Source organism: Trichocoleus sp. AS-A1 (assembly GCF_039962015.1).
Lineage (GTDB): Bacteria > Cyanobacteriota > Cyanobacteriia > Cyanobacteriales > FACHB-T130 > FACHB-T130.
The window spans coordinates 26,760-50,089 of the sequence record NZ_JAMPKG010000008.1 but is presented as its reverse complement, the minus strand read 5'-3'; the positions used below and the strand labels follow the sequence as shown (position 1 = coordinate 50,089).

The following is a 23,330-nucleotide window of genomic DNA, read 5'->3' as shown; positions in this document are numbered from 1 at the left end:
CTCCTTCCACCTTCGGAAGGGCGTCACCAGGAAAAACATTTTGTAGTTTAGTCTTTGTGAATGTTATTGAACTAATCTAGGGAGTTGTCATGTCCGATTTGATTCAGGCTGTTTTAGAGAGTGATGAAAAAATCGATCTGCGCCAATTTGTGAGTGAGTTACGCCAACAGGACAAGTCGTATTTACTGAGAAACGACATTCTCAATGCTTTTTCCGAATACTGCACAAATCACCAAAAGCCTGAACATTTTGACCAATCCTCCCATTTAGGTAAATTAATTTACTACACTCAAGAAATTATTCGGGAGGATGGAAACATCTGTTTGATCGTCCGCCCAACCATTGCTTCTCAAGAAATCTATCGGTTAACGGAAGATTTAATTGTCGAACCAATGACGGTGCAAGAACTGCTGGATGTACGCGATCGCCTGGTGAATCGCTTCCATCCCCAGGAAGGCGACATCCTAGAACTCGATTTTCAGCCGTTTTACGACTATACCCCGACCATTCGCGACCCTAAAAATATTGGTAAGGGGGTACAGTATCTCAACCGTTATTTATCGAGCAAACTCTTTCAAGACCCCGGACAATGGCTGGAGAGCTTGTTTCAATTTTTAAGCGTCCATTCCTATAACAATCTGCAACTGCTGATCAACGGGCGAATTAAATCGCAGCAGCAACTTTCTAGTCGTGTCAAGCAAGCTTTGGGATTTTTGGGCGATCGCCCTTTTGAGCAAAGCTACGATGAATTTCGGTATGATTTGCAAGCAATGGGCTTTGAGCCTGGGTGGGGAAACACCGCCGGACGGGTGCGGGAAACTCTAGAAATTCTTGATGAACTCCTCGACTCCCCCGATCATCAGACTCTAGAAGCTTTTCTCTCCCGGATTCCAATGGTCTTCCGGATTGTCCTCGTGTCTCCCCACGGTTGGTTTGGGCAAGAAGGTGTCTTGGGACGTCCGGATACTGGCGGACAGGTCGTTTACGTCCTCGACCAAGCCAAGAGTCTCGAACAGCAAATGCAAGAAGACCTCTCGCTGGCTGGGTTGGATGTTCTAGGTGTTGAGCCGAAAGTAATTATTCTCTCTCGCTTAATTCCGAATAGCGATGGTACTTTGTGTAACCAACGCTTAGAAAAAGTTCACGGCACAGATAATGCTTGGATTTTGCGAGTGCCTTTGCGAGAGTTTAATCCCAAAGTGACTCAAAACTGGATTTCCCGGTTTGAGTTTTGGCCTTATCTAGAAAGCTATGCCATCGACTCGGAAAAAGAGCTGCTGGCAGAATTTCAAGGTAAGCCCGACTTAATTGTTGGAAATTATTCCGACGGTAATTTGGTGGCATTTTTACTGGCGCGTCGCTTGAAGGTGACTCAGTGCAACATTGCCCACGCCTTAGAAAAATCTAAATATCTTTTCAGTAACCTCTACTGGAACGACTTGGAAGAAAAGTATCATTTCTCCCTACAATTCACTGCCGATTTAATTGCGATGAATGCTGCGAATTTCATCATTAGCAGCACTTATCAAGAAATTGTCGGAACGCCGGATAGTGTGGGACAGTATGAATCTTACAAGTGTTTCACGATGCCGGATTTGTACCATGTAGTGAGCGGAGTTGAGCTATTTAGCCCCAAATTCAACGTGGTGCCGCCTGGAGTAAATGAAAATGCTTATTTTCCCTATTCGCGTACCGAAGATCGCATACCGAGCGATCGCGCCCGGATTGAGGAGATGCTCTTTACCCTCGAAGATCCGTCCCAAATTTTAGGGAAATTGGACGATCCAAACAAGCGCCCCCTCTTCTCAATGGCTCGTCTCGACCGAATCAAAAATCTTACCGGATTGGCTGAGTGTTTTGGCAAGAACGAAGCTTTACAAGAACATTGCAACTTAATTTTAGTTGCTGGGAAATTGCGCGTTGAGGAATCAAGCGATAACGAAGAAAAAGATGAAATTGTTAAGCTTTACCAAATCATTGAAAAGTACAATCTACAAGGCAAAATTCGCTGGCTAGGCGTGCGTCTTTCTAAAACCGACTCTGGTGAAATTTATCGGGTGATTGCCGATCGCCAAGGTGTCTTTGTTCAACCAGCGCTGTTTGAAGCTTTTGGTCTGACCATTTTGGAGGCAATGATTTCTGGTTTACCGACATTTGCCACTCAATTCGGTGGCCCGTTAGAAATTATTCAGGATAAGTTTAATGGGTTCTACATCAACCCGACGCATCTTGAAGAAATGGCGGAAAAAATCCTGGAGTTTGTCTCCAAGTGCGACCAAAATCCTAACTACTGGTACGAAATTTCTACACGAGCGATTGATCGAGTTTATAGCACTTATACGTGGAAGATTCACACAACCAAACTTCTATCTTTAGCTCGAATTTACGGCTTCTGGAATTATACTTCCAAGGAGAACCGCGAAGATCTACTGCGTTACATTGAGGCGTTGTTCTATTTAATTTACAAGCCGAGAGCGCAGAAACTGTTGGAACAGCAAATGCAGCGATAGGGAGTTTCTCCTCTTAATAAATTGGATGCTAGGGGGATCTGACGTGATTTGCATTACGTTTCGATCCCTGCAACCCCCAATTTATTGGGAGCTAAGAGAAGGTCGCAGATAACATTCTTAACCAATGTGTCTAGAGTCGGGCTTTTCCTACGCAAGAGAAGGGAAATAGAGCCTGAAGCGATGCCAATCTCACTTCAGGCAAAAGTGAAAAAGTATAACTATTGGGGTTCCCAGAAGGTAATTGTTCCGTCAAAATTACCACTAACAAGAGTCTGCCCGTTTGGGGTGAATGCGAGTGAGGAGATAACGTTAAAAGATCCTGTAAGAGGATTGATTACACTACCAGTTTGCAAATCAAATAAGTTTAAACTGCCTTCCGATCCGCCTAATGCACTTGCAAGTATCCGATTATTTGGATGCAAAGCAACAGCATTCACGAAAACGGTGCCTGAATCCTTAATCGGTGTAGAGATGAGTTCGCCGGTTTGCAGATTCCAGATTTTGACGATTTGGTTATAAGTCTCGCTGACAAGGGTTTTGCTATCTCGACCAAAAGCGATCGCTCTGACAGCCTCTCCATTGTTGATGGTGCGAATGGGTTTGCCTGACCTAAGATCCCATAGTTGGATCGTACTGTCTTCATTCCCACTAGCGAGAGTTTTTCCATCGGGACTAAAGGCGACCATTAAATTCGACTGAGGAGATCCCTGGAAGCTATAGATCGATTTACCCGTGCGTGCATTCCACACTTCAATCTCTGCGTTCCGTGCAGTCATGTTCCAGCTACCAATCGCAAGGCGCTCTCCATCTGGGCTAAAGGCGAGAGATTTAACGTACCAATCCCGCGTGATAGTCCGGATTACCTTGCCAGTTTTTAAATTCCACAGTTTTAGCGAGCCATCGTTGGTCGCGCTACTGCTGGCGAGGGTTTGCCCATTAGGACTAATCGCTAGTGCCCAAATGGTGTCAGTATGCCCAGTTAGGGTGCGAATTGGTTGACCCGTTTTCGGATTCCATACTTTGATCGTGCCATCATCGCTACCACTAACCATTAGCTGTCCGTTGGGAGCGATCGCGATCGCTCCCACGCTCCCTGAATGAGCCTCGATGGTGCGAATCGGTCGCACATTTTGCCAAGTGTTGGTGGGTATTTGAGCCGTTAAGGTAGATGGAATGACAGGCGGCTGAGATACTGCTTTAAACATAGGCATTGCAGAAACGCCAATCGTTGCCACCACGATCAGCGCCGTGAAAACCTTAGCGGAAATTTGCTGATTTGTCATTTTAGTAAATTGGGACACAACGCACACTACAAAAATGTGTCGCTTTACACTGAGACGTTGTTGATTTACCTGTGTGCCCAGAATTAGAAAATTTATGTAATCTTGCCGTTGCAAATTTCTTAGAAGTATGCTGGTGCAAGAAAAGGGATCGCTCGGACTTTTCCGAATCCGGGAAATTAGCTAGAAGCTATACTCGGTCAAAGTTTAAAGATTAGTTGGAGAAAACTTAGATACCAAAAGCCCCATTCCAGAATCTGTTGTGCTACCGTAATAGGTGAGAATAAATTCGGTTGCAGTGTTTGTTTATAGTATTGATAGGTGTTTTCCTTTTGGTCTTGACAGGCTTCTCTCCGAAATTCAAATCTCTACACCCCCTTGATTTTGGAGACAATCTATGTCTATTTATGTAGGCAATTTATCCTACGAAGTTACGCAAGAAGACCTGACTGGGGTTTTTGCAGAATATGGTTCTGTAAAGCGCGTCCAGCTACCCACTGACCGGGAAACAGGTCGTCTACGTGGCTTTGGTTTCGTAGAAATGGGTACAGAAGCTGAAGAAACAGCTGCCATTGAAGCGCTTGATGGTGCTGAATGGATGGGTCGCGACTTAAAAGTTAACAAGGCGAAGCCCAAAGAAGATAGAGGCCCATCTGGTGGTGGTGGTCGCGGAAACAACAGCTTTTCTCGCCGCTACTAAGCTTTAGAAGCTAAACCTTTTTAGTTTCTCCTTGAAAAAGCTGAGACAAAAAGGGCTGAGTAATTTGTAAGCGCAATTAGTTTCAGTTACTCGTATTAAATTTAAAAAGGCTTAAGCATAATGCTTAAGCCTTTTTTTTGCAGGTATGCCTCTCAAGTGTGACGATTCAAGATGCACGTCAACGAGCGACATTTATAGCATTGGTCAAGCTAAAAGTTTCCTGGGGAAGCTAAAACTCGCTTCAATGGGTTTAAGCTTTTAGCCCAGATTTTAGTTTTTAGCTATTCAATTTAAAGTCCCTGCGTTCGCCAAATTCGGATGTTTTTGTCATAACTACCCGTTGCAATCGTCTGTCCATCTTGGCTGATAGAGAGGGAATAAATTGCACTAGAATCACCCGTCAGCGTTGTAATTTGTTTCCCAGTTTTTAGGCTCCAAATTTTAATTGTTCTATCTTCGCTACCACTAGCGAGAAACTGTCCATCCGAACTAATAGCAACTGCATAAACCATGTCTGCATGCCCTCTCAGGCGACCTTTGAGCTGCCATGTGGTCATGTCCCAAAGGTAGATAGTTTTGTCAAAACCCCCACTTATAAGTGTCTGTCCATCTGGGGTAATTGCCAAGGAATGAACCGCATTTGTATGTTTTCTGAGGGTGCGGATGACTTGACCTGTAGAGAGATCCCAAACTTTGATGGTTTTGTCCTCAGAACCACTCACGAGGGTCTGCCCATCTGGGGTAAAGGCAACAACATCAATCCCATTAGAATGCCCTGTGAGGCTTAAGATTTGCTCGCCGGAAGTCAGATTCCAAATCTTGATCGTGTCGTCCTTACCCCCACTGGCAATAAACTGCCCGTCAGGACTGAAAACGACCGAATCAATGGAGCTAGAATGCCCCCTGAGAGTGCGGATGACTTGACCTGTAGCAAGATTCCAGATTTTGATTGTATTATCCTGAGATCCGCTAGCGAGAAGCTGCCCATTGGGGCTATATGCAATTGTGAAAATTGGTTTGAAATGCCCGGTAAGGGTGCCAATTTCTTGTCCGCTGGAAAGATTCCAAAGTTTGATCGTGTTGTCAGAACTGCCACTGGCTAAGGTTGTTCCATCAGGGCTGATGGCGACAGCATTTACCCAATTTGAATGCCCTCTGAGGGTGCGTTCTAGTTGAGCGTTTTCCCAAGCGTTTAAGTTCGCTACTGCAACAGAAGCATCAATTGGAGCTGCGTATGCCTTGATGTTGCTTGGTGGAATTATAACGCTCGTAGCCATAACTGTGGCGATCGCGCCTATCGTACCGACTAAAGTCCTAGTTTGAGCAGAAAACATAAAAATAACAGACGAATGGGAAGAAATTTTGCACATCTGCTGAAATATGGGCAGTAATTGCAGAATTTTACAGGTCGTTTCTTAATATAGATGGCGATACCCGCTCCGCACACTCTCTGCGGTCAGAAGCTGCATTCTGAGTAAAAATTTATCGATTTTCTGCACAGTTGAGACTCCCGATTAAATAACCAGCACGAAAAGCACAGCGGATCGCCCTAAGACTTCTAGAGCGATCGCGCTGGTTGAAAGTTCCAATTCGATACGAGGGATGCAGGTAAAAAAGGAGCGCCACCACATCCCGATGCAACAACTTCTTAGTGAGGTAGCTTGCTCAACTCAAACCAAGTGCGAGAAGCGACAATTCCATCCGCTACCAAGCCACGGGAGCTTTGGAAGCTTTTCACAGTATTCTGGGTAATTGACCCAAATATACCATCGGGAATCAACTGTAGGACTTTCTGAAGGGTTTTCACTGCTTCACCACGGCTACCTAGTCTCAGTTCCGGCATATCAACGGGGGCACCAGAGTAAAGAGCTTGCCACGTCTTAGCGCCAACAATCCCATCTTCTACTAGAAAGACGCGGTGTTGAAAAGCTTTCACGGCATTTTCGACGGGGAGGTCAAACACATCATCGAAAGGAGTGGCATAATAGCCCCAATGAGCGAGTAGTTGTTGGAGTTCTACCACTGCGCGATCGCGGGAACCTCTACGCAGAACTGGCTTTTTAATCGCATTGGTAGCAGCGGCTTGAGGAGTCATGGCTTCAAATTGATTGGTTGATTGCATGATGAATTTTCCTGGGAAGTGTTGTTTCTACAGTTCCAATCTACTGATGGCAGCCCCGCTTCCCCTTCGCCCTGCTAGGTGTATTTAAACTCACCTTAACCGCTCACCCATTCGTATGAAGCAATACCCACTCGCCCGCTGCTACACGATTCGCTCATTCTGGTGAATTGACCAGTTGTAAAATCTGCACGGGTGTCAATTCCTGTACATTGCTGAAAATCGCAGCAGCACCAGCAGCCTTGAGAGCATTTGCATAAGCATCCCTTTGTTGCTGGTTTTCCTGAACGTGGGGTGGCAAAATGCCCACTGCAATCCAACGACGGTCAGGGTGGAGCGATTCTCCTTGGGAGACGCTAAGCGATCGCGCCTTTTCAATCGTGTAAATATCGGCAACCGTATCTCCCACATAAATAACCGGGGTTGAGGGGGGAACCGACGATCTTTCTTCCATCGCTTGTACTGCCGCAAACAGCCCTGTCGGATCGGGTTTACCCGGAGCATCTTCCATCGCAATGAGCAACGGCGACTTTAAACCCAAGCGTTGCTCCAAAACATAATTAGCCGATCCACGGGTAGCACCACTAAAAAAGCCCCAGGGAATTCCAGCCGCTGTCAATTGCTCTAGATAGCTCGGCTGTAATAGCAGCGGTTCATGGCAGATATAACCCGTCCAATGGTGAGGATCTGGCCCTCGATACCGCGATTGGAAAAAAGCAACCAAAACGTCATAATCAAGGCTTAGCTGCGATCTTTTCTGTCCAGCGCTTTCAAAGTAACGATATACCAACTCTTGGGATGCCTCCCAATCGTTATTCCACATCCCTTCCAACTTCAGATGGTCAATTTCCTCTGGGGTTGGTCGGTAAGCACCCTCTGTAAACTGCTCCACAGTATCAGCCAGCGCCCGTCGGTAAGATCCCCCAACATCTCGCACCACACCGTCAATATCGAAAACGACTAAACTTAGGCAACTAGATTCTTGAACCACTGCAAAGCACCTCCCAATCCCAATTAAAATATCCGATGAGCAAACACATAGCTATCCACGATCGCCTAGGTGTAAAATAATCGTTTGTAGAGTATTCAACAAGCCTGGGACTTCCCTGGAGGTGTGATTGTCGAGGTTTATTTTAAAGGTTCTCTGGCTGGAAGAGAACGTCGCACTAGCAGTTGACCAAGTAGTAGGCAAAGGCACCAGCCCCCTGACATCTTACTTTTTCTGGCCTCGGAACGATGCTTGGGAACAGCTAAAAAATGAGTTGGAAGCCAAGCATTGGATTACCGATCAAGAGCGCGTCGCGTTGCTCAACAAAGCGACAGAAGTGATTAACTACTGGCAAGAAGAAGGCAAACGCCGTTCTATGTCTGATGCTCAGGCAAAATTTCCAGAAGTCGCCTTCACGGGTAGTGCTTAAGAATTCTCCTGTGCATCTGCCAGAGTTTAATGCTTTTGTCCTGCTGCCAAAGCACTTCGGAGTTGAGCAAGAGAGATAAGCTAACCTTTATGTGACTAAAGAGGGTAGCAATTTCTTTTCTAGGGCTAAACTGTCCTGCTTAGCAACTGGCGATCGCTCATTTTTGCAAAGGACGTATTGTTCCTGTCACCCTGAAGCGGTGGGACAATCGGTATGTCGCTAAAACAATCCGAAAATAGAAAAACCCGTTTTCTGAGAAGAAAACGGGTTTTTCTATGACTACCTCTATACCAATCTCTAGAATCTTGCGATTGGCGCTATTCTTGCCGATAGCTAATCGGTTTTTGTGCCGATTTACCATTTGCCGCGGCTACACTGGTGCGTCCGGTAATACTGCGGAAATAAATGCCCCCAATAGTCAGCAGAAACAGCAGGTAACTGATTGCTTGAACAACATAGAGCTTATCGGTATATCCGAACAAGGCGCTAAAAAGTAGCCCAGGAAACTTGTTATCAGGAAAGATTTGGGTCGTATTCCAAACCATTGGTCCCAAAATACAGGAGGGATTTTTAGCAAACCGTTCGTAGTAGAAACACAAAGCTTCTGACTTCCGATCCATTTGAGCTAATGTAGCGATCGCTGAGTCAAAATGGCTCAACGAGGATACGACTAAACCTGCAACAACTAGGATCAATAAAACGCCCATCACCTGGAAAAATAGGCGGATATTAATCCGAATTCCCCACTTGAATAAAGCAACACCAATCCCAGCAGCAACTCCTAAGCCAGCCAAGGCACCCAAAGCTGGAATTAAACCTTGTTGAAATTTGGCAAGGATAAAGAGAACAGTTTCAAAACCTTCCCGCAGAACTGCGATGAAAATTAGGCTGAAAATACCCCAACCGGAACCCCCTTTTTGCCTCAGAGCCGATGTAACGGCTCCTTCGACAGATGCTTTCATCGAGCGTGCCTGTTGAGTCATCCAGATGAGCATCCAGCTGAGCATCGCGATCGCGATTACACTGAATACACCCTCCAGAAGTGGCTCCAGGACGGGTGCAAAGGGTTGATTGGATTTCGAGAGCGCTTGAGCTATCCAGGCTAACAGAACGCCGACTACGGCACTGGCGGCAAGCCCAGCCCCAACACCCGCATAAACCCAAGGATTCAGGGAACTCTGCTTGGCTTTTTTCAAGCAAGCCAGCACGATCCCCACAACGAGGGCGGCTTCAACGCCTTCGCGGAGGGTGATCGCAAAGGTAGGTAGCGCAGAACTAAAATCCATGACGATTGGTAATTGGTAGTAAGCAATTGGGAAAAAGTTGTAGAGGCAAGAGTTTATCTCATCTGAGTTTTGAGTTTTGAGCGATCGCGGTTATTGCACCAGTGAGGTACGCCAAAATTCACGATTATCAAGCTTTTCAGTTTTGAGAATGTACCTCACATAACCGAGAACCGCAATTAGAACTTTCTTCTAGCTCAAAGCTCAACATTTAAAACTCAAAACTCTGCTTACCTATTACCCATTAGCTAAAGTCACGCAACATCTTTTTGATTTCTATGGTGTGCATTTCTTCAGTGCCAATCATCGTGCGGGCAAATTCTTCCAAGTAAATGCTGGCATCTGCAACCGTGTCTAGCAAGGTTTTATAGAGGTCTAGCGCTTTCTTTTCATGATTGAAGCTTTCCCGCAAAATGTCCTGCACCGAATGTTTATAAGTCTCCTCAATGGGAGCAATTCGTAGGCTAGGATGTCCCTCTAAACCTGTCAGAATTTCTCCCGCTTGTTGGGCATGGGTCAAAGACTCAGTTGCCTGCAATTTGAAAAATTCCACAATCGGAATTCGATTGGGGCCAATTACCATCAAGGAATAATGGGTATAACGCACCACTCCTGCCAGCTCAAATTCCATGATTGTGTTCAGCAGGTCAATAGTCTTTTTTTGGTCAAGCTCTTTCATGCTTTCGGTGATGTCCTAGATTGGTTAACTCTTCGCGATCGCAGTTTGAGCGTTCTTCTCAATTGTCTTGATTAGCTGGTTTACTTCCTCCGGAGTCTTTACGGGTGCAGCCGGGGGAATAGCGGAGGGCCAAGCAGTTTTCAACTGGGTCATGCTGTCTGCGATCGCTTTGTGGGCTTCCGGATTTTCTTTAACCATTTTATCGGCGATCCCTTTATACAAAGTGTCGGCGTAGTTAACAAACCCCCGCGAGTCTTGATACTCAATCGCAGCGGAGATTTTGCCGTTAGCGATCGCGGCTCCATATTCTGCATTCGCCGCATCCAGCAACCCGTTGATCGTCTGTAGCACAAATTTTGGAGACTGGCGTTGGGTTTCGGGTAAAGCCTGAATTGCCGCGTCCACAGCCTCTGTGGACTGAGCGAAACTTGTTTTCACGCTGGCATCCTTGGGTTTGGACTTTATTAAATCTTGCAGGCTAATCAAAGTTGTCTTAAATTCTTTGACGTTGCGTTCCTTGAGTTGGTCTTCTACATCCACGTAGATTTCTTCTACCGGGTGTCCAATATGAGGTTCGGCTTGGTCGGGTTTTTGTTGATCCAGAAGTTCTCTAGCAACCAAGAGATGACCTTTCATTAAGCCTAACTTGGTCATATAATCAACGTCTTTGGCTTCCCCAGTTAGCACCACATCCTGAATCGTGACCATGTCTTTCACTTGGTCATATTGCTCCTGGCTAATTACTTTTTTGGTGACTAATTCCTCAGGACTGCCGTAAGGACGACTTGCTTGAATTTTATTAGACAGTGCTGGAATGCCTAATTTTGCTTCTAATTTGTCTAACTCGGAGAGAATAGCCGTGTTAATGTTGATTTGCTTACCACTACTGTGATTGTGAGCAGCCGTTTCTGTGGTACTTGCAGGGGAAGAAGCTGCGGTCGAGGGACTCGCTGCTGGGGATGCGGTGTTGTCGGTGGTTGGGGCATTCCCACAGCTGGTAAGAGCGATTAAACCAGCGATCGCCACGGTATAAGATAAAGACCGAAAAGAAGGCATCATTGAAGAATTTTGAGACATTTTTTTATTCAGATTCCGGGGTTTATTATCTAGTAGTTGCAAAACTATATCAACTACTTTTTGCGAAAATTTCTACTAAGCGGAACCCATTACTTCAAACTGACCCATACAACCATGTTCTGCCATCTCATCCTGATGGGGATGAAACATATATTTCCCCGGGTACCGGAAGGAAAATTCTAGGATATGCCGCTCAGCGGTACCCATCGTGATGACATCTGTTTCTTCGCTGGGAGTTAGAGTACGCCCAGTGCGATACACCTGAAACATATTGGCGTGCAGGTGAAACGTCGCCGCTACATCGAACTCAATCATGTTCAGAACGTATAGGCGAATCAGTTGATTCTGGTAAATCGGGATCGGGTGCATCATGTAATAGTCAGGCAGACCATTAAAGGCATAAAGTTCATTTTTCCGATCCTCATCGATGTCATAGCCAGCCATCATCAACACCATCTCATCCGCCGGTGGACGAGCCTCAGGAGGGTCGATGATAAACATACCGTACAGACCTTTGCTAATATGCCGCGTCACAGGCTCCGTGTGACAGTGGTACAGATGCACGCCAAACGGTTCTGCGTCAAACTCATAAATCGTTGCGGCTCCGTGGCGCACCGGACGCACTCCATCCATCTCAGAACGGTGGAAGCCATGAAAGTGCATCGAGTGGGAATGTCCACCTTGATTGAGGAAAAGAACGCGAATGCGATCGCCTTCTTTTGCCCGTAATGTTGGCCCTGGTACGCGATTGTTGAAAGTCCAGGTGTTAAAAGAAACCGCACTATTGAGCTGTAGCATGGAATTCTCCGCAACAATCCGAAATTCCCGGATTGCCCGTCCATTTTCCTGCTTAATCGTGCCATAATCAAAATCTCGCAACACCGTCATGGGGTTTAAGCCACTCGGATCGGCGGGTGTATCGCTCGCAACGGGTGGCACTCTTGCTGGGAGCGTTCGTTTTTTATTGAGACCGGGTAAAGCCAAGCGTAAAGCATTACCTCCGGCTAACGCTGCACCAGTCACACCGACTCCTGCTAATCCGAGTGCCAGCAGTTTGCGGCGGCTCAAAGGTTTTCCTTGTTGTAGTAATAGTAGTGGGTTCTTCGGCATGACACGATCGACGGTTCGCGCCGATCAATTGAGGAAAGTTTGTAAATAATTCCAGAAGAGTATAAAACTCTGTTCATTTATTGTCAATTATTCTCAATAAGTAAATCAAGATAAACGTTAGTAAAATTGCTTGCCTAGTTTTGACAGTGCATACATAGCATTAAGGCGTCGTGCGACTTTCATCGCCGTTTTTTCGATAGTGAGGTTCGGTAATCGTCGTGAGGGCGAATTTTTCTGCGTCCTTTGCGGTTAAAACAATCAAGTCCAAGCGCGGAAGAAAGTATTATCCTCCCAAGCAGCAGCAGTGCGTTGCTCAATTTCTGCGATCGCTGTCTCAGCCAGGGCTTGGAATGCCTGGGCTACCTTAACATTTGACTCTAACTGTGCCGGATTCTCAGCGGCGATGACTGCACAATGGACTCCTGGGACTGACAGCGAGTACCCCAACGCTTGATGCATACCATCCAACACTCCCGGCTTAAATAGACGCCCATAAGCAGGAACCTTCATGGCAATGACGCCCAGCTTTTTCTCACGCGCCACGGGTAGCACCGCCGGGATAAACGGACGCGGATGGTGTTTATCGGCAGCATTTACGGGAATAAGTGTTGTGTCAAAGGCATAACGGCGCAAGCCTTCAGCAATGATTGCCGGTTCGTGGTGCCCAGTAATGCCAACGAAACGCACCAGCTTTTGCTGTTTTGCCTCTTCCAAAGCCTGAATTGCACCGTTGCGCCCAAAAATTTCGTCTAGTTCTTGCTCAAAAGAGACATGATGGAGTTGCCATAGGTCAAGGTAATCTGTATTCAGACGTTTGAGACTGCGCTCCAACTCTCGCCAAGCCCCATCTCGGTCGCGGATAGCCGTCTTACTACTCAGGAATAACTTACTTCGATGTGCAGGTAGCACTTTTCCTAGATAGTCTTCGCTAGGGCCATAGCTTGCCCCTGTATCAAAGTGACGAATGCCCAAATCTAAAGCTTTTTGAATGAGCGCGATCGCTTTCTCTTCCGAATTTTCCCAGGATAATGGTGTCTGTCCAGCACCCCCTAAACCGAGAATCGGGAGACGCACCCCAGTACTTCCCAATTCCCGTTCCGGTATGGTTGCTGTCACCGGCGTTGGAGATGACTCCGCAGGCGTCCGCTCTTCTTTCAACGCCGCAGTGCCGACAATTCCTCCTGCTACAGCTATGCTAGTGGCTAAGAAAGCACGGCGCGTTGTTTTCGGTGTCATGGTGATTTTATAGAGTAGTGCTTCTACTCTTTGTTTTAGCAGCGATTCCTGCTTGCGATCGCAATGATTCTGGTTGTTTCATCGGATGCGATCGCGTCTGAAATTTCAACGACGGAACACTCTGGCTGAAATAAAACAAATCTTCTCTGTTGTCATGTTAGAAAGCATTTGACAATGAACAATGGGGAAGAAGCTTAAGTGGTGTGAAGAGTAGAGATGTGCAAAATCCTCAGGAATTCTCAGTGGCTAAGCTCAGCAGTTTTAGGAGCAATCCTGATTGTCAGTGGGAAAGCGATCGCGTCTGAAATTCCGACAACGTCAGAAAATCCTGTTCCTCTTGACACTCCAGAAGTTGTCATGCCCGTCGATGACCCCCCGGAGTCATCATCCAGCGTTTTAGAACAAATTGATGGCTACGCTCAGCCAGACTCGGCGCAGGAAGACTCTGTTGATGACCGCATGAACCAAGTCACCAACGTTTCCCAGCTAAAGGATGTTCAACCAGGTGACTGGGCGTATGAGGCGCTACGGTCTTTAGTAGAGCGATATGGGGTCATTGCTGGCTATCCCGATGGCACCTTTCGGGGCAATCGAGCCTTGAGTCGCTATGAATTCGCTGCTGCCCTAAATCTTGCCCTCAACCGAATTAGCCAGGTACTGCCTGTGGCGAACGGAGACGCCATTGCTAAAGAAGACTTAGTGATATTGGAGCGTTTAAAAGAAGAATATACCCTTGAACTCGCCTTGCTGCGCGGGAAAGTCGATGAACTAACAGCGCGGACTGAGGAACTGAAACTGATTGGATTTTCCACCACGACCAAACTTGCTGGGGAAGCGATTTTTGGGGTTGCAGGCGTTGTAACCAGGGAAAATGCTGATGGCAAGCCGATCGATGACGTGGCAATCTTTGGGCATCGGACGCGCCTAAACTTAGAAACTAGCTTTACAGGTCGAGATATCCTGAGAACTCGACTGCAAGCTGAAGGATTGGGTTCGCTTTCCGAACGTACCCTTACTCCAGAAGGCGACCTGTTTTTTACGGGCGATACTAGCAGTGATGTGGTGATTGATGAGCTGCTTTACCAGTTCCCCGTCGGCAAGAATACAGAAGTCGTGGTTGCTGCTAATGCCGCTGATGCAGAAAACTTTACGAATACCGTCAACCCTTACCTGGATGGCGACGGTGGCAGCGGTGCCTTATCTCGCTTTGGAACCCGTCCTTCCATTTACTACCTGGTTGAAGGGGCGGGTATTGGGATTCGGCATGCTTTCAACGACAAACTGGAACTGAGCTTAGGCTATTTAGCCGGTGACGCTGATAATCCAGAATCTGGAAACGGATTGTTCAATGGTTCTTATGGGGCACTAGCACAAGTATTATTTAAACCCAGCGATCGCGCCAGCATTGGATTAACTTATGTTCACGCTTATAAAAATGATCTGCAAACTGGCAGCAATGACGCCAACCTGAATAATCAGTTAAATCCGTTGGGGTTTCCAGTGGTTAGCAATTCCTACGGTGTAGAAGCCTCTTTTCAGATTAGTCCCCGGTTTGTCGTCGGAGGATGGGTTGGCTACACGGCGGCGAGGGCGATCGCGCTGGGAGATGCCAACATCTGGAACTGGGCTTTAACGTTGGCATTTCCTGACTTGGGAAAAACCGGCAATTTGGCAGGTGTGATTGTTGGCATGGAACCAAAGGTGACAAATCGGGCTAATAGCCTTAGCCAGTTGGGGATTCAGGATTCCGATACTTCATTGCACCTAGAAGCGTTCTATCAGTACCAGGTGACAGATAACATCGCGATAACACCGGCGATTATCTGGCTCACTGCTCCCGATCATAATGCGGCTAATGACGATCTGGTGATTGGCACCATCCGAACAACGTTTACTTTTTAAAAGTCTGAAGTCATTAGTCATCCGTCCTTAGTTGAGGAGTCGCAACTAAGGACGAATGACTAATGATGAATCTCCAGATTCAGGATATAGCTCCCCAACTGGACTTTTTCCGACCATAATTCATATTCCAGCCGCAGATGTTCTGGCAAGAGACGCCCTTCTAGGGTCAAACTTTTGGTAAAGTTTCGCAGACGCACCTGTCCATGCGCGGCTAAGGACTCGCTATGTAACCAATAGCGGCTAAGACCATAAATTCCTCGTTCCCAGAGATGGCGATAACTCAACTTGCCGTTTCCCTGCATGGTCATGATCACCCTAGAAGGGGAAATTTCCAACCACAAAAGTCTGGGAGTTTCTGGCGGTTGGTCTTTAGCAACAGCGGGCGCTTCATCAGAGCGTTCCCAATCCCGGATTTCTGGTTCCGTGAGCAGCAGATGAAAGCGCTGTTTGTCTTTTTGATATAAGGTAGCAGCGGTTTCAATGGTAGACCAAACCGGCATATCAGTAGATACAAGTGATAGGCAGACAGGTCTGCGGTGATGGGTCAGCATGGAATGTGAGGAGATAGAAATTAAAGACTACTATTGTTCTAGCAGCTCTAGCTGACGCGATCGGGCTTTTCACTAAAATTACGTCCCGATTGGTCGCGTCCCGCGATCGCGGGACGGCAAATTATTGCCGCATACCCTGGCTGCTTACCCAGCCACTAGCCTAACGCGATCGCGCTCCTCCTGCCCCAAAACTCCGAAATTGCCTGTCTTAACTCCCCTCTCAAATTTTTTTCGTTTAGGTGTTGACAAAAGCTTTTCAATTGGCTAAATTAATAAAAGTGCAACGGAGCAGGCCCCCATCGTCTAGAGGCCTAGGACACCTCCCTTTCACGGAGGCGACGGGGATTCGAATTCCCCTGGGGGTATCAAAAGGGAAAAGGCAAGAAGTTTTTCTTGCCTTTTCCCTTTTTAATTTAAGGGAATAAATTCTCATCTTTACTAGATGAGAAAAGAACGAACGGCTAACAGCTATTTTTCAGTGAGTTTGTCTATTTTTTCTTTCAAGCCTAAGTTGAATAAAGAGCGTAGCAACACCAAGAACCATAGACCTGATAAACCAAAAATAGCGATCGCCCAACTACTATAGGAAGGTAGCGCCAGCAGCACTGCCGCCGACAGGAGGGTAAAACCTGTTAAACAGGCATAAACTAGGCTTTTTAGGGCTAAATTAATCCGTTTGAGGATGCGATCGCTTTCAAGGGTTCGCACTCGCAGTTGTAACTCTCCCTGTTCAATTCGTTCTTCTAAGCGCCGGATTAAAATTTCCGAAGCTTTTGGCTGTCGCAATTTATAACCAATAAAATTCTTGGCTTGTCGGGCAAGTTCGCCGATTAAATTTCCTTTAGCTTGAGAGACAGTGATACTTTTAATAAAGGGTTGAGCCGCTGCTACTGGATTATATTCAGGATCGAGTGTCCTAGCGATCCCATCGAGTGTGGTTAATGCCTTTAAAATAAACGTCATCTGGGCAGGCAAGCGAAAGGGTTGCTGCTCAAACATGGCATAAACTTCGGTACTCATTTCACTAAAAGCTTTGACATCAATCGGTTTTTCAGTGAACTTATCTAAGATAAAAGTTAATAACCTTCGTACCGGAGTCATATCCGCGACAGGCACCACTAAACCCATATCAATTAAGGTATCTAATACCTCGTCTGTATCCTTTTTTAGGACAGCAAAAAATGTTCTAATCATTTGATCTTTGGCAATAGACTTCAGTTCTGCCATCATGCCAAAGTCATAAAAAATCAAGCTGCCATCCTGGCTCACTGCCATATTTCCAGGGTGAGGATCTGCTTGAAAAAAACCATCTTGTAAGAGTTGTTTTAAATAACAACAGATTCCAAGTTGGTTGATTCTTTTCGGGTCTAACCCACAGGCTTCAATAGTTTTGCGATCGCTTACTTTGATTCCAGGTAAATATTCTACAGTTAAAATTTTTGTGGTTGTGTAACGCCAGTAAACTTTCGGAATCAGGATACGGGGATAACCGAGGAAATTGGCAGCAAAACGTTCGGCATTTTTACCTTCTTGAATATAATCAATCTCTTGATAAAGAAGATTAAAGAATTCGCTATAAATTGCTTCTAATTCATATTTTCTTGTCCAAGGCATATAGCGCCGCGAAAAACGGACAAGCCTACCCAAAGCTTGAAAATCTAATTTAAATAACCTTTCTAATCCCGGACGTTGTACTTTGACAACGACATCTTCACCCGTATGCAGCCGTGCTTTGTGGACTTGCCCTAAACTAGCCGCAGCAATCGGAAAACGATCGAATTCCCGATACAGAGCATGAATTGAATTACCAAGTTCCAATTCAATCAGCGCGACTGCTTGCTCGGCACTAAATTCCGGAACCCGATCCTGTAGCTGCCCCAACGCTTCTACATATTCTAGAGGCAGCAAATCTGCGCGGGTAGATAATGCCTGCCCAATCTTAATAAAAGTGGGACCTAAATCTAGTAAAGTTTCAACTAACCACTGTGCCCGACGCTTTTTATGTAAAGGGGAAGTATTTCTAAAGATATTATCCCACCATAAATAAAACACCCACTCTGCTGCTGCTCCAAAAATGTCTAGTTGACGAGCAAGGGCAGTATATTTCGTTCGTTGCCAACGTAGGGGTTTTAGTGGAGCTTTTGCGAGCATATCATCCCTTAATAAAGTCAGGAGTCAGAATCGGGGTGCTTGGCAGGTAAGCCCTTACAAGAATTAGTAAGCCGGGAAATCTCGAAGCAAGCCAGTCTGAACTGCTACAAGAACAGAAGAGAGGAATTCACCACTTTTCCCCTATTTTCAGAATATGCAAGTTAAACGTGCAACAGCTTATAAATTCTCAGATTTGGCGTCTGGTTGTCGAGTTTCTGGCTTCAGACTTGAGTGCTGTCAAAAGACTGAGGCAAGGTGAGCGTGAAGCAGGTTTCGCAAGCGTGAGTATCTTCAGTAGAACAACTAGAGACAGCGATCGCACCATTGAGGTGCTGTACTAAAGACTTTACCAGAGCTAAGCCCAACCCAGTGCCTTGAATTGCTTGTTCGGTGATACCTTTACCCCGGCGGAATTTATCAAAGATATACCCCATTTCTGCTGGCGAGATGCCAGGACCATTGTTGCTCAAGTAAAGAACAATCTGATTCCCTTGCGGATTAATCTCGTGAGTAGCACGCAAATGAACGGTAGAATCTGGCTCAGAATATTTGCCAGCATTGGTCAAAAGTTCATGCAGTATGCGATTGAGGCTATCCGCGTCAGTCTGAAGCATTAGCGATCGCTTGGGGAACTCCACGGCAAGCGTTAATCCTTTATCCACCCATTTCTGCTCAAACGGCTCAACTAACTCTTGAATAACCTGCTTGAGGTCTATCTTTTGCAGATGAATTGAAGATTTCTTCGACTCCAGTTTCTGGAGAGCGAGTAAGTCCGCGATCAAATCAATTTCTCGAGTACACTGCTCGTCCAGCATTTCCAGGTACTTAGCACGACTTTCTGGCGACTGTTCGGCTTGACGTAACATCCGAATCGCTAGCTTCATCGTGGTGAGCGGTGTGTTCAACTCATGGCTCAGGTTGCTGATGAATTCATCCTTCACTTGATTGAGTTGCCGCAACTGATCGAGTTGTTGGCGAGTTTTTTCGTACAACTTTGCCTGCACTTCCATACTGCCTTGCAGCTGGGCGGTACGCTCCTCGACAAGAGCTTGCACTTGGCGTAATGATTGCGTTTGAATGATTGCCGTACTCGCCTGAGCGCTGACTAATTTTACTAACTCTAATTCCTCAGATTGCCAGGAACGAGGCTGATGATGCTGTAGCACCAGGAACCCTAACACGGTACCTTGGCTTTCCAGGGGAACCATCAGCAGAGCAGGCATGGCTTCTTTAAACAGGTCGGAGGATTGGCTGGCAGAGGTGTCTGCTGGGTTGCTGGTAGCGAGATCCGCTTGATTCGCGATCGCCAATAGCTCAGGTGACTGCATGAAGACCTGTTGGCACCAGTGACACTCCGAGAGCGCAAAAGAATGGTTTAACCAAGAAGGTGAAACAGAAGCGGTTGTTTCTTTAATTGCTGCTTGTTCGCTGTTGCTTTGGGAAGACCATTCGCAAACCACCGTAACTTTCGCTTTAGGAATCTGCTTTAAAGAACGGTTTTTCAACGGGGGAGCGACGTATTTCAGCAGTAGAATAAAGCCACAGTGAACTTGGAAAGCTTGAGCTGTACCGGCAAGCGCGAGTTGGAGAATCTGATTCACGTCTTTGCCTGCTCGAATTGCCAAGGTCAGCTGGTTGATCAGGATTTGGTATTGGGCGGCGATACGCACCTGTCGCTGGAGTTGGACTTGAGAAATTGCGATCGCAACTGAGTCTGACACAGCTTTCAGCAATTCTTTTTCAATCTCTGTCCAATCGCCGGGTTGCGATCGCCCGACGACAATCACCCCATTTGCTGAAGATTGAAATTGGGTTTGAATTCCCAGCACGGCACGTACCGGATCTTCCCAGGCACGTCCAGTTTCAATTGCCTGAGTATCCGAAATCGCTACAGGTTGGCGATCGCTTAGGATCTCTTCTAGCACGGCATTTTCTTGCATCCATCCTTTCGAGGACAGAGGACGCACGCTCTTAAACTCAACGGTTCCCGCCTCCGCCACGTTGGATGTTCCGTTAGACCCTGAAAATGCCTCTGCATACCAAAAAGCAGCCTGTGGTGTCGCCTGATGGCTCGCGATCGCTTTTATAAAACAAGCGTCTGCCTGCAAACTCCTTCCCACTACCTCCGCAATTTTGGGCAATACCGCTTCCGGAGCTGAGCTTGTCAGAAGGATTTGAGTAATCTGTTGCCCTAAGTGAATGCAGCGATCGCTGGGGTAATGCATGAGTGCGCCCTTGTATTCCTCTATAAAACCCGGTTCAACTGGACTGGGCATCGGTGAAGTGAGAGGCTCTACCATCAGGGTTGCAGCTGTTTGCAGCTCTTTGACAGCCGCCAGCTCTTCCTGAGCCGCTTTACTAACGCTAGCGTGCCGCTTTGCGACCAACTCTTGGGACATCCGCGTTGCGATCGCAGTGGCTGCATCCATATCCGCTTGTGCATCATTCATCTTAGCCGAGCTTCATTAGGAGGACATCAAGGCAGGGGTTAAAAGACACTCTGCTGGATAGAGGGAGAGGCGTTGGCACGGCAGCAATAAAAACAGTCGTTTGTCGGGAGCAATCCGCTGTCAATCTTTTACAACCATGACTGGGGCAACCAGATTTCACCCTCACTCTTCTATAGACTAGGGTTCCCAGATTTTTTAGATTTCTACCAGTTCAAATGCCTAATTTCTAGAAGTGGTAACCAGTACCTCTGTAGGTAACCGTTTCAACGACTCAGCCTGCCCCAGTATTTTTTCTTCCAGCTGCACGCGCGACTCTTGCGTCACCTGACCAGACATGGCAGCTTGTTGTAGGCTCATAAAAGCTTTCAGATCCTCTGAGCCATATTTGCCTTGGAGCATCTCCCGGAGCAGCTCTTCTGCTTCCACTGTCAAAAAACCAGTACTGAGAGCTTGTTGAACCACTTCTCGAATTAGAATCATCGTGCACCTCCTAGACGACTTGCTCAGCAAGGTCAGTATCCAATTTATCCAGTTGCCATCAGGTGACGCTAATCTTTGTGTCTAAGTGACCCTGTCGGCAATGACTTTATGATGTATACATCCTGATTCTTGTGATTTCCAGTTAGGGCTTTTGTGATTGAAATCACTGAAATATCTACTAAAACCTGAATGCCAAATTGGCTTTTTCTTAAATCAAGCTCAATGGCAGACTTGGTCTAAATCACAGTGATGTAACTTCTTTTCTCCCCCTCCTCCGTAAGCGCTTCAATTTCCTTAAAAGGAGAGGAGTCAGGAGAGGTTAACGTAGTACCAGCGCAGCAGTCTTGCCAATCTCATATAACGTAGTCGGCAGAAAAACCATTGGAGCAACGAGAATCTCATTTTTTGAAGAAAACGGCTTCTCGGTAAAGAAGCAATTTTCAGCGGGTTTTCTAGGGAACAACAATGTTTGACGTTTAAGAACGCCTTTTTTTTGCTTCCTGCTGGGCAATTTCACTCTTTTTCCGATAAGATTCCACCCGATCCTGAGCCGTTCCGTAACGACTATCAGAGGGGGGTACAGCAGCCATTAAATCGGAAGCTTGTTGCCATTTAGCCGCCAAATCCAACCACTGAGCAGAAGTCTGAGCATTTCTCCCCGCAATTGACGTTTGTTCCGCCAGTCGCACCGCGTCTGCAAAAGGATCTGACGAAGGCAATGCAGTTGTTTGAGTGCTAGATGCCACAGGTGCTGAAGAGGTTGCTGGCGCGGTCGTCGCCGTTGGGGGAGAGTTTGGCGCAGAAGCTGGCGTCCGAGTAATCGTAAATGGCCCCAGCCAATCATAAAGCGCCCAGCCTACCAGCAGTAAAAGTAACGATAAGCTGGCCCCGCCCACAATACCACGCCAGAATTGGCGTTTTTCCCGTACAAACCGGGAGGATGGTTGGGGGAATGGTGGCTGACTTTTTTTGGTGGGTTTCCGTTCCTTTAAATCTTCTCCGAAACGTCGAAAAACATTCGGCTTGGCGAGGGTAATTTCTTCAGCCCAAAGTAACTGACTCTCCGGATCTCGATGAATTTCTTCTAGCCAGAGTAATTGTTGCTCTCGGACAATCCGACTGTTGATATTGACTCGACGAATATTTCGCGGTGAAATTGATTCCAGAATCTGCCGAATGCGCTGTACCAGGCTAAATTGTTCGAGTTGATCTGGCGTAGCTGCCTCACACAAAAGCTGCAAGACACCATCGGCAAAAATGGCTCTAGTTCTGACACCAGCCTCTGCCAGCTTGTCATTGAGTATTTGAATAATCGCCGCCACGCTCCCCTGGCGAGCTTGTTTGGCGATATCATCCATCGGATCAACCATTTTGTTTGAGTAAATGATGCCGGTAGTTCAACCTGACTTTTTTTATTTAAGAGTATCAGTCTTTTGTTTAAGAGACTCTGTCAGAGTAGTATAATTGACCGGCAACTGCGATCGCTCCTTTTTTGCTCTTAGTTTCATGAAGCAGCGCAGACGATTGCCAAGGGTCTTGCTGTGGCAAGATGTCCCTCTCAGAAGATATTTTTTCTACATTGAGCGGGAGATTCGCTTACGAAGCTTTGTTAAGGCGCTTGGGAGGTACCTCCCAAGCGAAGATGCTATCTGTCGCAGAGCAGCCAGTCGCGCTCTTGAATGATAAAGTGAAATAGCTAAACAGAAGATTGGAAAAACCGGGAACTGAATCATGGGCGCATTGATTCGCGGCGCAATTTTTGTTTTGGATGACAACATTGATACCGATCAAATTATCCCAGCTGAATACCTGACTCTGGTTCCTTCCAAGCCTGACGAGTACGAAAAATTGGGCAGTTATGCCTTGATTGGATTGCCGGATCGTTATGGAAAGTTTGTGGCTTCTGGAGAAATCAAGACCCAGTATCCCATCATTATTGCTGGGGAAAACTTTGGTTGCGGTTCTTCACGGGAACATGCACCGATTGCTTTGGGTGCTAGCGGCGTTAAAGCGGTGGTGGCTCAGTCTTATGCTCGGATCTTTTTCCGCAATTGTGCGGCTACTGGGGAACTTTACCCTTGGGAATCCTCTGAGCGGTTGTGCGATGAATTTGAAACGGGACAGGATGTTTCAATTGATTTTGAACAAAATCAGCTGATTAACCATACTTTGGGTAAAACTTATTCTCTCCAGCCATTGGGCGATGTAGGCCCAGTGATTGATGCAGGGGGAATTTTTGCTTATGCTCGGCAAACGGGGATGATTCCTACCCGGTAGCGATCGCAATATTTTGAGTGTTGAATTTTGAGTTCAATCTTTCAACACTCAAAACTTTTGAATCTAAGCGCGATCGCTTTTACAATTCTTTAAAATAGTTATTAATG

General features: G+C 46.6%; 19 protein-coding genes and 1 tRNA gene. 6 read left to right on the top strand and 14 right to left on the bottom strand.

The features are described 5' to 3' along the window. Positions 1 to 89: 89 nt before the first annotated feature. Positions 90 to 2,510 carry a sucrose synthase gene (locus NC994_RS08220; RefSeq protein WP_190429972.1) on the top strand — a complete coding sequence of 807 codons (2,421 nt, stop codon included), beginning with the start codon at positions 90 to 92 and terminating at the stop codon, positions 2,508 to 2,510. Between the two features lie 218 nt (positions 2,511 to 2,728). Here the strand turns inward: NC994_RS08220 and NC994_RS08215 are convergent, their stop codons facing one another. Then, on the bottom strand, positions 2,729 to 3,793 hold the full coding sequence (locus NC994_RS08215) for a WD40 repeat domain-containing protein (RefSeq protein WP_190432680.1): 1,065 nt from the start codon (positions 3,791 to 3,793) through the stop codon (positions 2,729 to 2,731). Between the two features lie 394 nt (positions 3,794 to 4,187). Here NC994_RS08215 and NC994_RS08210 point away from each other — a divergent pair, with 394 nt between their 5' ends. After that, complete coding sequence (locus NC994_RS08210) at positions 4,188 to 4,490, top strand: RNA-binding protein (protein ID WP_190410814.1); 303 nt, start codon at positions 4,188 to 4,190, stop codon at positions 4,488 to 4,490. A 290-nt stretch (positions 4,491 to 4,780) separates the two neighbouring features. Here the strand turns inward: NC994_RS08210 and NC994_RS08205 are convergent, their stop codons facing one another. The 3 genes from NC994_RS08205 to NC994_RS08195 all read right to left on the bottom strand — a co-directional run bounded on the left by NC994_RS08205 (position 4,781) and on the right by NC994_RS08195 (position 7,600). Further along, positions 4,781 to 5,824, bottom strand: a complete 1,044-nt coding sequence (locus NC994_RS08205; RefSeq protein ID WP_242030323.1) for a WD40 repeat domain-containing protein — start codon at positions 5,822 to 5,824, stop codon at positions 4,781 to 4,783. A 314-nt stretch (positions 5,825 to 6,138) separates the two neighbouring features. Beyond that, entirely contained in the window at positions 6,139 to 6,612 is a 474-nt protein-coding gene (locus NC994_RS08200; protein WP_242029116.1) for a peptidoglycan-binding protein, read from the bottom strand. A gap of 154 nt (positions 6,613 to 6,766) precedes the next feature. Next, positions 6,767 to 7,600, bottom strand: a complete 834-nt coding sequence (locus NC994_RS08195) for a TIGR01548 family HAD-type hydrolase (protein ID WP_190432677.1) — start codon at positions 7,598 to 7,600, stop codon at positions 6,767 to 6,769. A gap of 127 nt (positions 7,601 to 7,727) precedes the next feature. On the opposite strand from NC994_RS08195, the gene NC994_RS08190 reads away from it, so the two are divergent. Further along, positions 7,728 to 8,027, top strand: a complete 300-nt coding sequence (locus NC994_RS08190) for a 30S ribosomal protein PSRP-3 (protein WP_190410816.1) — start codon at positions 7,728 to 7,730, stop codon at positions 8,025 to 8,027. A gap of 317 nt (positions 8,028 to 8,344) precedes the next feature. Here the strand turns inward: NC994_RS08190 and NC994_RS08185 are convergent, their stop codons facing one another. The 5 genes from NC994_RS08185 to NC994_RS08165 form a co-directional block, all read right to left on the bottom strand. Then, positions 8,345 to 9,313 (bottom strand): FTR1 family protein, encoded by a 969-nt coding sequence (locus NC994_RS08185; protein WP_190432675.1) that lies wholly within the window; start codon positions 9,311 to 9,313, stop codon positions 8,345 to 8,347. Between the two features lie 241 nt (positions 9,314 to 9,554). Continuing rightward, positions 9,555 to 9,989, bottom strand: a complete 435-nt coding sequence (locus NC994_RS08180) for a ferritin-like domain-containing protein (protein WP_190410818.1) — start codon at positions 9,987 to 9,989, stop codon at positions 9,555 to 9,557. Positions 9,990 to 10,013: 24 nt separating this feature from the next. Next, positions 10,014 to 11,045 (bottom strand): helix-hairpin-helix domain-containing protein, encoded by a 1,032-nt coding sequence (locus NC994_RS08175; protein ID WP_190432815.1) that lies wholly within the window; start codon positions 11,043 to 11,045, stop codon positions 10,014 to 10,016. Positions 11,046 to 11,141: 96 nt separating this feature from the next. Continuing rightward, complete coding sequence (locus tag NC994_RS08170; protein WP_190432673.1) at positions 11,142 to 12,176, bottom strand: multicopper oxidase domain-containing protein; 1,035 nt, start codon at positions 12,174 to 12,176, stop codon at positions 11,142 to 11,144. 258 nt (positions 12,177 to 12,434) lie between these two features. Further along, entirely contained in the window at positions 12,435 to 13,412 is a 978-nt protein-coding gene (locus NC994_RS08165) for an aldo/keto reductase (RefSeq protein ID WP_190432664.1), read from the bottom strand. A gap of 216 nt (positions 13,413 to 13,628) precedes the next feature. Between NC994_RS08165 and NC994_RS08160 the strand changes: the two genes are divergently transcribed. Continuing rightward, positions 13,629 to 15,314 carry an iron uptake porin gene (locus tag NC994_RS08160; RefSeq protein ID WP_190432662.1) on the top strand — a complete coding sequence of 562 codons (1,686 nt, stop codon included), beginning with the start codon at positions 13,629 to 13,631 and terminating at the stop codon, positions 15,312 to 15,314. A gap of 59 nt (positions 15,315 to 15,373) precedes the next feature. Here NC994_RS08160 and NC994_RS08155 read toward each other — a convergent pair whose 3' ends face one another. After that, complete coding sequence (locus tag NC994_RS08155; RefSeq protein ID WP_190426015.1) at positions 15,374 to 15,865, bottom strand: hypothetical protein; 492 nt, start codon at positions 15,863 to 15,865, stop codon at positions 15,374 to 15,376. Positions 15,866 to 16,157: 292 nt separating this feature from the next. Here NC994_RS08155 and NC994_RS08150 point away from each other — a divergent pair. Continuing rightward, positions 16,158 to 16,230, top strand: a tRNA-Glu gene (locus tag NC994_RS08150). Between the two features lie 103 nt (positions 16,231 to 16,333). Here NC994_RS08150 and NC994_RS08145 read toward each other — a convergent pair. The 4 genes from NC994_RS08145 to NC994_RS08130 form a co-directional block, all read right to left on the bottom strand. Next, a complete protein-coding gene (locus NC994_RS08145) occupies positions 16,334 to 18,016 on the bottom strand; it encodes an AarF/ABC1/UbiB kinase family protein (protein ID WP_190410856.1) in 1,683 nt (560 codons plus the stop codon). Between the two features lie 221 nt (positions 18,017 to 18,237). Further along, the gene (locus NC994_RS08140) at positions 18,238 to 20,466 is read right to left on the bottom strand and encodes a GAF domain-containing protein (protein ID WP_190432654.1); all 2,229 of its coding nucleotides are present in this window, start codon (positions 20,464 to 20,466) and stop codon (positions 18,238 to 18,240) included. Positions 20,467 to 20,685: 219 nt separating this feature from the next. Next, complete coding sequence (locus tag NC994_RS08135; protein ID WP_190432645.1) at positions 20,686 to 20,946, bottom strand: hypothetical protein; 261 nt, start codon at positions 20,944 to 20,946, stop codon at positions 20,686 to 20,688. 476 nt (positions 20,947 to 21,422) lie between these two features. Next, the gene (locus NC994_RS08130) at positions 21,423 to 22,304 is read right to left on the bottom strand and encodes a hypothetical protein (protein WP_348225578.1); all 882 of its coding nucleotides are present in this window, start codon (positions 22,302 to 22,304) and stop codon (positions 21,423 to 21,425) included. Between the two features lie 373 nt (positions 22,305 to 22,677). On the opposite strand from NC994_RS08130, the gene NC994_RS08125 reads away from it, so the two are divergent. Next, positions 22,678 to 23,223 carry a 3-isopropylmalate dehydratase gene (locus tag NC994_RS08125; RefSeq protein WP_190429652.1) on the top strand — a complete coding sequence of 182 codons (546 nt, stop codon included), beginning with the start codon at positions 22,678 to 22,680 and terminating at the stop codon, positions 23,221 to 23,223. Positions 23,224 to 23,330: the final 107 nt, after the last annotated feature.

What these genes read in the sequence shown, in the direction of transcription:
- NC994_RS08220 (WP_190429972.1), top strand. Translation starts at nt 90, where the DNA reads ATGTCCGATTTGATTCAGGCTGTTTTAGAGAGTGATGAAAAAATCGAT.
- NC994_RS08215 (WP_190432680.1), bottom strand. Translation starts at nt 3,793, where the DNA reads ATGACAAATCAGCAAATTTCCGCTAAGGTTTTCACGGCGCTGATCGTG.
- NC994_RS08210 (WP_190410814.1), top strand. Translation starts at nt 4,188, where the DNA reads ATGTCTATTTATGTAGGCAATTTATCCTACGAAGTTACGCAAGAAGAC.
- NC994_RS08205 (WP_242030323.1), bottom strand. Translation starts at nt 5,824, where the DNA reads ATGTTTTCTGCTCAAACTAGGACTTTAGTCGGTACGATAGGCGCGATC.
- NC994_RS08200 (WP_242029116.1), bottom strand. Translation starts at nt 6,612, where the DNA reads ATGCAATCAACCAATCAATTTGAAGCCATGACTCCTCAAGCCGCTGCT.
- NC994_RS08185 (WP_190432675.1), bottom strand. Translation starts at nt 9,313, where the DNA reads ATGGATTTTAGTTCTGCGCTACCTACCTTTGCGATCACCCTCCGCGAA.
- NC994_RS08180 (WP_190410818.1), bottom strand. Translation starts at nt 9,989, where the DNA reads ATGAAAGAGCTTGACCAAAAAAAGACTATTGACCTGCTGAACACAATC.
- NC994_RS08175 (WP_190432815.1), bottom strand. Translation starts at nt 11,045, where the DNA reads ATGCCTTCTTTTCGGTCTTTATCTTATACCGTGGCGATCGCTGGTTTA.
- NC994_RS08170 (WP_190432673.1), bottom strand. Translation starts at nt 12,176, where the DNA reads ATGCCGAAGAACCCACTACTATTACTACAACAAGGAAAACCTTTGAGC.
- NC994_RS08165 (WP_190432664.1), bottom strand. Translation starts at nt 13,412, where the DNA reads ATGACACCGAAAACAACGCGCCGTGCTTTCTTAGCCACTAGCATAGCT.
- NC994_RS08160 (WP_190432662.1), top strand. Translation starts at nt 13,629, where the DNA reads ATGTGCAAAATCCTCAGGAATTCTCAGTGGCTAAGCTCAGCAGTTTTA.
- NC994_RS08155 (WP_190426015.1), bottom strand. Translation starts at nt 15,865, where the DNA reads ATGCTGACCCATCACCGCAGACCTGTCTGCCTATCACTTGTATCTACT.
- NC994_RS08145 (WP_190410856.1), bottom strand. Translation starts at nt 18,016, where the DNA reads ATGCTCGCAAAAGCTCCACTAAAACCCCTACGTTGGCAACGAACGAAA.
- NC994_RS08140 (WP_190432654.1), bottom strand. Translation starts at nt 20,466, where the DNA reads ATGAATGATGCACAAGCGGATATGGATGCAGCCACTGCGATCGCAACG.
- NC994_RS08135 (WP_190432645.1), bottom strand. Translation starts at nt 20,946, where the DNA reads ATGATTCTAATTCGAGAAGTGGTTCAACAAGCTCTCAGTACTGGTTTT.
- NC994_RS08130 (WP_348225578.1), bottom strand. Translation starts at nt 22,304, where the DNA reads ATGGATGATATCGCCAAACAAGCTCGCCAGGGGAGCGTGGCGGCGATT.
- NC994_RS08125 (WP_190429652.1), top strand. Translation starts at nt 22,678, where the DNA reads ATGGGCGCATTGATTCGCGGCGCAATTTTTGTTTTGGATGACAACATT.